At 62.3% G+C, this 10,888-nt stretch carries 12 protein-coding genes; 11 read left to right on the forward strand and 1 reads right to left on the reverse strand.

Going from position 1 to position 10,888, the window contains the following annotated elements; all coding sequences use genetic code 11:
- Positions 1-22 precede the first annotated feature (22 nt).
- The 10 genes from ACZI8Q_RS07285 to ACZI8Q_RS07330 all read left to right on the forward strand — a co-directional run bounded on the left by ACZI8Q_RS07285 (position 23) and on the right by ACZI8Q_RS07330 (position 8,311).
- Complete coding sequence (locus ACZI8Q_RS07285; RefSeq protein ID WP_463372830.1) at positions 23-469, forward strand: hypothetical protein; 447 nt, start codon at positions 23-25, stop codon at positions 467-469.
- A 250-nt stretch (positions 470-719) separates the two neighbouring features.
- Positions 720-1,568: a F0F1 ATP synthase subunit A gene (atpB, locus tag ACZI8Q_RS07290; protein ID WP_463372831.1), complete on the forward strand. Its 849-nt coding sequence runs from the start codon at positions 720-722 to the stop codon at positions 1,566-1,568.
- A gap of 79 nt (positions 1,569-1,647) precedes the next feature.
- Positions 1,648-1,890 (forward strand): ATP synthase F0 subunit C, encoded by a 243-nt coding sequence (locus ACZI8Q_RS07295; protein ID WP_463372832.1) that lies wholly within the window; start codon positions 1,648-1,650, stop codon positions 1,888-1,890.
- Positions 1,891-1,900: 10 nt separating this feature from the next.
- Positions 1,901-2,461 carry a F0F1 ATP synthase subunit B gene (locus tag ACZI8Q_RS07300; RefSeq protein WP_463372833.1) on the forward strand — a complete coding sequence of 187 codons (561 nt, stop codon included), beginning with the start codon at positions 1,901-1,903 and terminating at the stop codon, positions 2,459-2,461.
- Positions 2,462-2,466: 5 nt separating this feature from the next.
- On the forward strand, positions 2,467-3,282 hold the full coding sequence (locus ACZI8Q_RS07305) for a F0F1 ATP synthase subunit delta (protein WP_463372834.1): 816 nt from the start codon (positions 2,467-2,469) through the stop codon (positions 3,280-3,282).
- A 60-nt stretch (positions 3,283-3,342) separates the two neighbouring features.
- Positions 3,343-4,986, forward strand: a complete 1,644-nt coding sequence (atpA, locus tag ACZI8Q_RS07310) for a F0F1 ATP synthase subunit alpha (protein ID WP_463372835.1) — start codon at positions 3,343-3,345, stop codon at positions 4,984-4,986.
- 48 nt (positions 4,987-5,034) lie between these two features.
- On the forward strand, positions 5,035-6,015 hold the full coding sequence (locus tag ACZI8Q_RS07315) for a F0F1 ATP synthase subunit gamma (RefSeq protein ID WP_463372836.1): 981 nt from the start codon (positions 5,035-5,037) through the stop codon (positions 6,013-6,015).
- A gap of 2 nt (positions 6,016-6,017) precedes the next feature.
- Positions 6,018-7,469 carry a F0F1 ATP synthase subunit beta gene (atpD, locus tag ACZI8Q_RS07320; protein ID WP_463372837.1) on the forward strand — a complete coding sequence of 484 codons (1,452 nt, stop codon included), beginning with the start codon at positions 6,018-6,020 and terminating at the stop codon, positions 7,467-7,469.
- 6 nt (positions 7,470-7,475) lie between these two features.
- Complete coding sequence (locus ACZI8Q_RS07325; protein WP_463372838.1) at positions 7,476-7,841, forward strand: F0F1 ATP synthase subunit epsilon; 366 nt, start codon at positions 7,476-7,478, stop codon at positions 7,839-7,841.
- Positions 7,842-7,888: 47 nt separating this feature from the next.
- The gene (locus ACZI8Q_RS07330; protein ID WP_463372856.1) at positions 7,889-8,311 is read left to right on the forward strand and encodes a DUF2550 domain-containing protein; all 423 of its coding nucleotides are present in this window, start codon (positions 7,889-7,891) and stop codon (positions 8,309-8,311) included.
- Positions 8,312-8,325: 14 nt separating this feature from the next.
- Here ACZI8Q_RS07330 and ACZI8Q_RS07335 read toward each other — a convergent pair whose 3' ends face one another.
- Positions 8,326-8,901: a cob(I)yrinic acid a,c-diamide adenosyltransferase gene (locus ACZI8Q_RS07335; RefSeq protein ID WP_463372839.1), complete on the reverse strand. Its 576-nt coding sequence runs from the start codon at positions 8,899-8,901 to the stop codon at positions 8,326-8,328.
- A 54-nt stretch (positions 8,902-8,955) separates the two neighbouring features.
- Between ACZI8Q_RS07335 and murA the strand changes: the two genes are divergently transcribed.
- Positions 8,956-10,221 (forward strand): UDP-N-acetylglucosamine 1-carboxyvinyltransferase, encoded by a 1,266-nt coding sequence (gene murA / locus ACZI8Q_RS07340; protein ID WP_463372840.1) that lies wholly within the window; start codon positions 8,956-8,958, stop codon positions 10,219-10,221.
- Positions 10,222-10,888: the final 667 nt, after the last annotated feature.

The raw sequence follows: 10,888 nt of genomic DNA on the forward strand, positions 1-10,888 counted from the left end.
GCATCAACTACCCTTGGCGATCGTGACTTCGCCTCTGCAGCCCGTGCCCGACTCGACCGCCGCACTTCGGTCGGCTGTGCGCTACGGGGTTGTGGGGTTGATTGCGTTGGCAGTGGTCGGATCGATCGTGGCCGCTCTGCTGGCCGGAACGCCCGGTCTCTACGGGGCGCTGTTGGGTGCGGCCGTGGGTGGCTTGTTCATCCTCTGTACCGCGCTCGGCGTGCTGTTCACGGCGAAAATGCCCGCGACGACCGCAGGTGCGGTGATTCTAGGTACCTGGCTGTTGAAGATGATTCTGGCCATCGCGGTTCTCGCGATCCTGAAGCCGTTGGATTTCTACGACAAGACGTCCCTGGTCCTGGTCATGGTGTTCTCGCTGGTCATCGTCCTCGGGGCCGAAACCTACGGTGTGCTGGGCGTGAAATCTCCTTATGTGGAGCCGCGGGAACAGCAGGGGTCTGATTCGTAGTAGTACTACGAAATGTAGTAACATCGATTTCAACGGACCCCATCTCACAACACCCACAAGGGTGTTGATAGGGTTCGGGCAAGCAAGCGTGATGTGGTGGTTCGCCTCACACACGGTCACTTGCAGGCGGTGCCGGAACGGGACCGCCGAGTCGACGAGGGTCGCCGACACCGACAGACGCGAGAGCCCATCCGGTTCACAGCTGCTGACGAATAAGCGAGTCGAATCTTGTCGACTTGATTGATCGTCAATGTCCGATCGAACCGCAACCAACGGTGGTTGCGGCCGACTACGGGAGAGACCGCTGAGCGTCACCTTCATGGCCGCGGAGGAATTCCATCCGCCGTCACTAGACGATTTTTTTCCGCCCTCTGTGTGGATTCATTCCGGGCCGTTCGAGCTCGATCGGTTGATGCTGGTCCGCATCCTGCTCTCGGTCGTGATGATCGCGTTCTTCGCCATCGCGATGCGCAGCCCCAAGCTGGTGCCCCGTGGCGTACAGAACGTCGCGGAGATCGCACTCGACTTCGTGCGCATCAACATCGCTGAGGAAATTCTCGGCAAGGAACAGGGCAAGCGCTTCCTGCCGGTGATCACCACCATCTTCTTCCTGGTGCTCGCCAGCAACCTGGGCAGTGTCATACCGTTCCTGAACATCTCGCCGAACGCTCGAATCGGTATGCCGATGGTGCTCGCGGCACTCGCGTACATCGTCTTCAACTACGTGGGCATCAAGAGGTACGGCTTCTTCAAGTACGTGAAGAGCAGTGTTGTGGTTCCGGGTGTTCCGCTTCCGTACCACTTCCTCCTCGTGCCGATCGAGTTCATCTCGACCTTCATTCTGCGCCCGTTCACGCTGACAGTCCGTCTTCTGGCCAACATGTTGGCCGGTCACATCCTGTTGGTGCTGTTCTTCAGCGCGACCTGGTTCTTCTTCTTCACATCCGGTGGATTCCAGTCGGTGTTCGGTGTCGCCTCGCTGGCAGCAGCGATCGCGTTCACCTTCTTCGAACTCCTGGTGATCTTCCTGCAGGCCTACATCTTCTCGCTGCTCACCGCCGTGTACATCGAACTGGCACTGCACGCAGATTCGCACTGACCGCTTCACGACCAGCTACACCACGAACTGAGCCTCACACCGAAACCGGTGTAGGCAAACAGAAAGGGAACGGAACACCATGAGCGTCGCTTACCTTGCGCAGGAAGCCACCGAGATCACCAACACCGGCTACGGAGCCATCGGCTACGGTCTCGCCGCGATCGGTCCCGGCATCGGCATCGGCATCGTCGTCGGTAAGGCGATCGAGGGCATGGTTCGCCAGCCCGAGATGGCCGGACAGGTCCGCACCACGATGTTCCTCGGTATCGCATTCACCGAGGCTCTCGCGCTGATCGGCCTCGTCGCCGGCTTCATTTTCTAAGAGCAACGACATGGCAGCCAACATCGCACTCCTCGCGGCAGGAGGGGAGGACCAGAATCCTCTCGTGCCCGCGACGTACGACATCGTTTGGTCGCTCGTCTGTCTTGCGGTCGTCGGTTTCGTCTTCTGGAAGTTCGTGCTTCCGATGTTCCAGAAGGTTCTCGCCGAACGCACCGAGAAGATCGAGGGCGGCATTCAGCGAGCCGAAGAAGCACAGGCAGAGGCGAAGGAAGCGCTCGAGCAGTACCGCGCGCAGCTCGCCGAAGCCCGGACCGAGGCTGCGCAGATCCGCGAGGATGCGCGCACCCAGGGTCAGCAGATCATCGACGAGATGAAGACACAGGCTCAGGAAGAAAGCGACCGCATCGTGGCGGCGGGCAACACCCAGCTCGCGGCTCAGCGTCAGCAGATCGTCACGGAGCTCCGTAGCGACCTCGGACGCACTTCCGTCGACCTTGCAGAGCGCATCGTCGGAGAGTCCCTCGCCGACGACGTGAAGCGGGCCGGCACCGTCGATCGCTTCCTCGACGAGCTCGACTCCATCGGCGCAAATTCCGCAGCAGGGAAGTGAGCACCATGTACGCAGCGAGCCGTGAAGCACTGACGCAGACCCGTTCTGCGTTGTCTGCGGCCTTGGGATCGGTTCCTGCCGCCGCGGCCTTCGCCCAGACCGGGGCGGATCTGTTCTCGGTCGTCGAAACACTGGACGAACAGCGCAATCTTCGGAGTGCGCTGTCGGACAGTTCGACGGCCGGAACGGCACGCCAGGATCTGGCCGGGCAGGTCTTCGGTGGAAAGGTGACCGACGCGGCCCTTTCCGCAGTCAAGGCTGCGGTCGGCCAGGACTGGTCGACCACGTCCGATCTGCTCAACTCGCTGGTACGTCTCGGGCGGGAGTCGCTGCTGAAGGCGGCTGCCGACCAGGGACAGCTCGATACGGTCGAAGACGAACTCTTCCGTCTGGGCCGCATCGTTGCCGGTGACCCGAGCCTCGAGCAGGCACTGTCCGACCGTTCGGCACCGGCCAAGAGCAAACGTGAACTGCTTGCCAAGTTGCTGTACGGCAAGGTCACCGCAGTGACCGAGTCCCTGTCCGTGCAGGCCGTCGGCCGTCTGAAGGCCGCCCCGGCGGACACCTTCGACGAGTTGTCGACCCTGGCGGCGCAGCAGCGCGAAGCAGTGGTCGCAAAGGTGCGCAGCGCCTCCGCACTTTCTGCAGAGCAGTCGGATCGGCTGGCCGCCACCTTGACCCGTACCTACGGGAAGCCGGTGACGGTCCACGTGGAGGTCGATCCCGAACTCCTCAGCGGCTTGGTCGTCCGAGTGGGCGACGAAGTGATCGACGGCAGCGCAGCGGGACGTCTCGCAGCGCTGCGCAAGTCCTTCAAATAGTTCACGCCGAACACATACTCCAGATCTTTTCGAAGACCAGACACCGAGAGCAGGAATAACATGGCGGAGCTGACGATCTCCTCCGACGAGATCCGTAGCGCGATCGACAACTACACCGCGAGCTACTCCCCGGAGGCCTCCCGCGAAGAGGTCGGCGTCGTAACCGACACCAGTGACGGCATCGCGCACGTCAGTGGCCTGCCTTCGGCTATGGCCAACGAGTTGCTGGAGTTCCCCGGCGGCGTGCTCGGAGTTGCCCTCAACCTGGATGCCACCGATATCGGTGCCGTCATCCTGGGCGACTACCAGAACATTCAGGAAGGCCAGGAAGTCAAGCGCACGGGCGACGTGCTCTCGGTTCCCGTCGGCGACAACTTCCTGGGCCGCGTGGTCAACCCGCTCGGCCAGGCCATCGACGGTCTCGGGGACATCGAGAGCAGCGAGAACCGCGTTCTCGAGCTCCAGGCCGCATCGGTGCTCGAGCGCCAGCCGGTCGAGGAATCCCTCGCCACCGGCATCAAGGCCATCGACGCCATGACGGCTATCGGTCGCGGCCAGCGTCAGCTGGTCATCGGTGACCGTAAGACCGGCAAGACCGCCGTCTGCATCGACGCGATTCTGAACCAGAAGGCCAACTGGGAGACCGGCGACCCGAAGCAGCAGGTTCGCTGCATCTACGTCGCGATCGGCCAGAAGGGCTCCACCATCGCGGGCGTCAAGTCGGCCCTCGAGGAGCAGGGCGCGATGGAGTACACCACCATCGTTGCTGCACCGGCCTCCGACTCGGCCGGCTTCAAGTGGCTCGCTCCGTACACCGGTTCGGCCATCGGTCAGCACTGGATGTACGAGGGCAAGCACGTCCTCATCGTGTTCGACGACTTGACCAAGCAGGCCGAGGCCTACCGCACCATCTCGCTGCTGCTGCGTCGTCCGCCGGGACGTGAGGCATACCCCGGTGACGTCTTCTACTTGCACTCCCGTCTGCTGGAGCGTTGCGCGAAGCTGTCCGACGAGCTCGGTGGCGGCTCGATGACGGGTCTCCCGATCATCGAGACCAAGGCCAACGACGTCTCGGCGTTCATTCCGACCAACGTCATCTCCATCACCGACGGCCAGGTGTTCCTGGAATCGGACCTCTTCAACAAGGGCGTTCGTCCGGCCATCAACGTCGGTATCTCGGTTTCTCGTGTCGGTGGTGCCGCCCAGACCAAGGGCCTCAAGAAGGTTGCCGGTTCGCTGCGTCTCGAGCTCGCACAGTTCCGTGAGCTGGAGGCCTTCTCGGCCTTCGCTTCCGACCTGGACGCCGCGTCGAAGGCTCAGCTCGAGCGTGGCGCACGCTGGGTCGAGTTGCTCAAGCAGGACCAGTACTCCCCGGTGGCCGTCGAGGATCAGATCGTCTCGATCTACCTCGCCGGTGAGGGCGCTTTCGACAGCGTTCCGGTTCCGGACGTGCGTCGTTTCGAGGCCGAACTCCTCGAGGACCTGCACCGCAACGCCTCGGGTGTCTACGGCAACATCAAGGGTGGCCAGGCGCTCTCCGACGACGACAAGTCCGCGTTGAAGTCCGCAACGGACAAGTTCAAGGAGGGCTTCCTCGCTTCCGACGGAAGTCGCGTCGTGAACGAGGCCGAGGCCGACGCTCTGGGTGCCGACGAGGTCAGCCAGGAGCAGGTCAGCGTCAAGCGCAAGACCGTCAGCAAGTGAGCGGTCCGGGCATGACACTGCGACACACGAAGGGAGAGTGAGCGACCGATGGCAAACATTCTCGAACTGCGGTCTCGTATCAAGTCGATCAACTCGACCAAGAAGATCACCAAAGCGCAGGAGATGATCGCGACCTCCCGCATCACGAAAGCGCAGGCGCGCGTCGCGGCGTCCAAGCCGTATGCCGAGGAGATCACCAAGGTGCTCTCCGAGTTGGCAAGCGCCTCATCGTCGCTCGACCACCCGTTGCTCAACGAGCGGGAGAACCCGAAGCGTGCCGCGGTGCTGGTCGTGACCAGTGACCGCGGAATGTGCGGTGGCTACAACTCCAATGTTCTGAAGCAGGCGGAAGAGCTTCTTGCGCTCCTTCGCAGCGAGGGCAAGGAGCCGATCGTGTACGTGCTCGGTGCGAAGGGTCTCGGATACTACACTTTCCGCGGCCGCAAACTGGGCGGCTCGTGGACCGGCTTCTCGCAGCAGCCCGGCTACGCCGATGCGGCAAAGGCGAGCAAGCATCTCGTCGAGCTGTTCATGGCAGGTTCCGGCACGGACGTCGCTTCGGTGAACGGCGAAGGCACGATCGAGGGTGTGGACGAACTTCACATCGTCTACACCAAGTTCGTGTCGATGTTGACGCAGTCGCCCGAGGTTCGTCGGATGGCGCCCCTCGAAGTGTCCGTCTCGGAGGAGCCCCTCGAACTCGGTGAGGACATGCTGTCCAACGGGCAGCCCGATCCGAGCAGTGACCCGACTCCGGACTACGACTTCGAGCCGGAACCGGACAAGTTGCTCGGCGAGTTGTTGCCGAAGTACGTCAGCACCCGTATCTACTCCTCGCTGCTCGATGCTGCTGCGTCGGAGTCCGCTGCTCGTCGTACCGCTATGAAGGCGGCGACGGACAACGCAAACGAATTGGCGAGCACGCTCAGCCGTCAGGCCAACCAGGCTCGCCAGGCCCAGATCACCCAGGAAATCAGCGAGATCGTCGGTGGCGTGGATGCGCTAGCCGCGAGCGCAGGAAGTGACTAACAATGACCGCAGCAGTAACCGAAAACAACGGGGCAGGCTCGGCTTCGACCGCAGCCGGTCGCGTCGTGCGGGTCATCGGTCCCGTCGTGGACGTTGAATTCCCGCGTGGCGCTGTTCCTGAGCTGTTCAACGCCCTTCACTCCGAGATCGCGCTGTCCTCGGTGGCCAAGACGCTGACGCTCGAGGTTGCACAGCACCTCGGCGACAACCTCGTGCGTACGGTCTCGATGCAGCCGACCGATGGCCTGGTCCGTGGTAACACGGTCACCGACACCGGCAAGCCGATCTCGGTGCCCGTCGGTGACGTGGTCAAGGGCCACGTGTTCAACGCGCTGGGTGACTGCCTCGACAGCCCGGGCCTCGGCCGTGACGGCGACCAGTGGGGAATTCACCGCAAGCCACCAGCCTTCGATCAGCTCGAGGGCAAGACCGAGATCCTCGAGACCGGCATCAAGGTCATCGACCTTCTGACCCCGTACGTCAAGGGCGGAAAGATCGGTCTGTTCGGTGGTGCCGGTGTCGGCAAGACCGTTCTGATCCAGGAGATGATCACCCGTATCGCCCGTGAGTTCTCCGGAACCTCGGTGTTCGCAGGTGTCGGTGAGCGTACTCGTGAGGGCACCGACCTCCACTTGGAAATGGAGGAGATGGGCGTCCTCCAGGACACCGCCCTTGTCTTCGGCCAGATGGACGAGCCGCCGGGAACGCGTATGCGCGTGGCGCTGTCCGCGCTGACCATGGCGGAGTACTTCCGCGATGTTCAGGGTCAGGACGTGTTGCTGTTCATCGACAACATCTTCCGTTTCACCCAGGCCGGTTCCGAGGTGTCCACCCTGCTGGGTCGTATGCCTTCGGCCGTGGGTTACCAGCCGACGCTGGCCGACGAGATGGGTGAGCTGCAGGAGCGAATCACCTCGACCCGGGGCCGCTCGATCACGTCGCTGCAGGCGATCTACGTTCCCGCCGACGACTACACCGACCCCGCGCCGGCGACCACGTTCGCGCACCTCGATGCGACCACCGAGCTTTCGCGTCCGATTTCGCAGATGGGTATCTACCCAGCTGTGGATCCGCTGACGTCGACCTCGCGCATCCTGGAGCCGGGAATCGTCGGCGAGGAGCACTTCCGCGTCGCCAACGAGGTCAAGCGCATTCTGCAGAAGTACAAGGAACTGCAGGACATCATCGCGATCCTCGGTATGGACGAGCTGCAGGAAGAGGACAAGGTGCTCGTCGGCCGTGCCCGCCGCCTGCAGAAGTTCCTCGGCCAGAACTTCATCGTTGCCGAGAAGTTCACCGGTGAGGTCGGTTCGGTCGTGCCGCTGCGCGACACCATCGAGGCATTCGACCGCGTGTGCAAGGGTGAGTTCGACCACCTGCCCGAGCAGGCGTTCAACAGCTGCGGTGGACTCGACGACGTCGAGGCCGCAGCCAAGAAGATCGCCGGAGAGTAGTCCACCATGGCGGAAATGACCGTAGAACTCGTCGCCGTCGAGCGGCGGTTGTGGTCGGGGACGGCGACACTCGTCAGCGCCCAGACCACCGAGGGCGAGATCGGCATCATGCCCGGGCATGAGCCGGTCCTCGGCCAGCTGGTCGAAGGCGGCGTCGTGTCGATCACGTCCGCTGACGGCGAGCGCGTTGTCGCGGCAGTTCACGGCGGTTTTCTCTCCGTGACCGCGAAGACAGTCACCGTCCTCGCCGAGTCGGCGGACTTGGTCGAAGACATCGATGTGGAGGCGGCCAAGGCCGTGCTGGCGGATTCGGAGGATACCGAGGCGATCGAAGCCGCCAAGGGTCGTCTCCGCGCAGTCGAGCGCGCCTAGGTCTCCCAGGAAAAGCCGCGACGGAGGCTATGACAGTGACAACCGGAATGGTCGTGATGATCATTCTGCTTGTGCTGCTCGTGGCTCTCGTCGCGGCTTTTTTGTATCGATTGATCGTTCTGCGGGAGGGCGGAACGCCGGCGATCGTGCGATCGACACCTGCCGACGAGGGCATCGGGTGGCGGCACGGAATGGCTCGTTACGGCGATTCGACTCTCGTGTTCTACAAGCTGTCCAGCCTGCGGCTCGGACCCGACTCACGGATCAGTCGCCAAGGCATCGAGGTCGTGTCGAGACGGGGACCCATAGGTTCCGAGTTCGACATCATGACCGAGGAGATCGTGATTCTCGCGGTCACCGACGGGGCCAAGAGTTACGAGATCGCGCTCGACAGCGGCGCGTTGACAGCGTTTCTCTCGTGGATCGAGTCACGTCCGTCCGGGCGTTCGGTGCGCGGTAGACCGCAGTAGGCAGAGCCGGCCGGTCAAGATCTTCCGGCTCCCGGCTTCCACAACACATCGCCTTCTGGATTGGCGAGTCTGCTCATGATGAACAGCAGATCCGACAATCGATTCAGATACTTGGCCGGAAGTACGTGCGTGTCCTCGGGGCTGGCCTCGATCGCAGCCCAGGCCGATCGTTCGGCGCGCCGCGCGACCGTCCTGGCGACGTGAAGCAAGGCCCCGAGCGTAGTCCCGCCGGGAAGGATGAACGAGTTCAGCGGTGTCACCCGTTCGTTCAAGTCATCGCACCACTCCTCGAGACGATCGATGTAGTCCCCGGTGATGCGCAACGGCGGATACTTCGGATCCTCGACGACCGGAGTCGAAAGATCTGCGCCGGCGTCGAACAGATCGTTCTGCAGACGGCGCAGGATGTCGTGGATGTCGGCGGGCGGGGAACCGAGTGCCACTGCCACCCCGATTGCCGCGTTGGTCTCGTCGCAATCGGCGTACGCAGTCAAGCGTGGATCGTTCTTCGACACACGCGAGAAGTCACTGAGCCCCGTCGTGCCATCGTCGCCGGTACGGGTATAGATCTTGGTGAGGTGGACAGCCATACGGTTACGGTACCGGCCGCCCTTGTCACGGCGAGTGGCTCTAGGCTGTGCGATGTGAATGAGCGCTTTCTCGTTACCGGCGGCAGCCGACTCTCAGGTGAAGTGTCTGTTGGCGGTGCCAAGAACAGTGTTCTGAAGCTGATGGCGGCAGCATTGCTCGCAGAGGGCACCACTGTGGTGACCAACTGCCCGGACATTCTGGACGTCCCGTTGATGGCCGACGTGCTTCGCGGTTTGGGGTGCGATGTCGACCTGGACGATTCGGTCGTTCGTATCACGACGCCGCCCAATCCGAAGTACCACGCCGATTTCGCTGCGGTCCGGCAGTTCCGTGCCTCGGTGTGTGTTCTGGGGCCGCTGGTGGCGCGTTGCCGTAGGGCAGTCGTCGCATTGCCCGGTGGAGACGCTATCGGATCGCGGCCACTCGACATGCATCAATCGGGGCTGCGACTGCTGGGTGCCCGCAGCGAGATCGAGCATGGATGTGTAGTTGCAGAGGCCGACGACCTCCGGGGCGCAAACATTCGTTTGGCGTTCCCCTCCGTCGGTGCGACCGAGAACATTCTCATGGCTGCTGTCCTGGCCGCAGGGGAGACTGTCATAGACAACGCCGCGCGTGAGCCCGAGATCGTCGATCTGTGCGCCATGCTCACGCAGATGGGCGCGCGGATCTCCGGCGCGGGAACTTCGACGCTGACCATTCAAGGCGTCGACAAACTGTTGCCGACCACCCATCGGGTTGTGGGCGACCGCATCGTTGCGGCGACGTGGGGGATCGCCGCATCGATGACCAGGGGAGACGTTCGTGTTCGCGGGGTGAACCACAAGCATCTGTCCCTGGTGCTGGACAAGTTGCGTAGTGCCGGCGCCGAGGTCACTCCCGAATCGGATGGCTTCCGCGTGGTCCAAACCGAGCGACCCACCGCCGTCAACTTCGCGACGTTGCCGTATCCGGGCTTTCCCACCGATCTCCAACCGATGGCCATCGGCCTTGCTGCGGTATCCGATGGAACGTCGATGATCACCGAGAACGTGTTCGAGGCGCGTTTTCGGTTCGTCGAGGAGATGATCAGGCTCGGTGCAGATTCGCGAACTGATGGTCATCACGCGGTGATCCGCGGCGTGGCGCGATTGTCGAGCGCCCCCGTGTGGTCGTCGGACATTCGTGCCGGCGCGGGGTTGGTACTGGCAGGTTTGGTGGCCGAGGGGATCACCGAGGTGCACGACGTTTACCACATCGACCGGGGTTACCCGCGGTTCGTGGAAATCCTTCAGGAGCTCGGTGGCGATATCGAACGCGTCGGGTCTTCAGCGCCCTGATTGACCCTGACCGTCAGTCGCACAAAATCGATCCGCACCGTGAAACCGGTGCGGATCGACCTATATCTGCAGGTAGTGGACGTGTGGCAGTCGAATCGCGTGTGTGGTGTCGGGCGTCACACGCAGAACTTTCGACTCGGAAGTCGCTCTGGCGCCGTTCTGTCGCGCCATGACCTGGGGATTCCGGTGAAGAAGTAGGTGCGACCTGGGGATTTGGTGTGGCGTTCTTCGTGCCGTAACTTATTCCAGGTCAGAGCGACACGGACACCGACTCCGCCGCGAGGTTGGAGCGAACGAGGTTGGACGTAGGCGCCTGGTGAATCCGAAGTTACAGCTTGGTGTATGGTTGTGCTTCTACTCCGGTTTTGATGGTTCTGAGCCCCGGTTTGCGCTGGTGTGAGGGATTGGATAGGCTGGAAAAGTTGCCCCGGAGCGGTCAGGGACGAGGTTTTCCCTGGTGGTGATGGTGTGTGCGTGTTCTTTGAGAACTCAACAGTGTGTCGATGAATGTCAGTGCCAAATGTTTTTGGCGCCTACCATTTTTGGTGGGTGTGACTGTCGGTTCATTTCATTCTTCCGTCTGGGATGGATTGACAATTTTTTGCTAGTTTGAGTTTTTTTGCTAGTGATTTGACTCGATGTCTATGACTGATTGCTGGTTTCGGCC

This window comes from Rhodococcus quanlei (genome assembly GCF_055231015.1).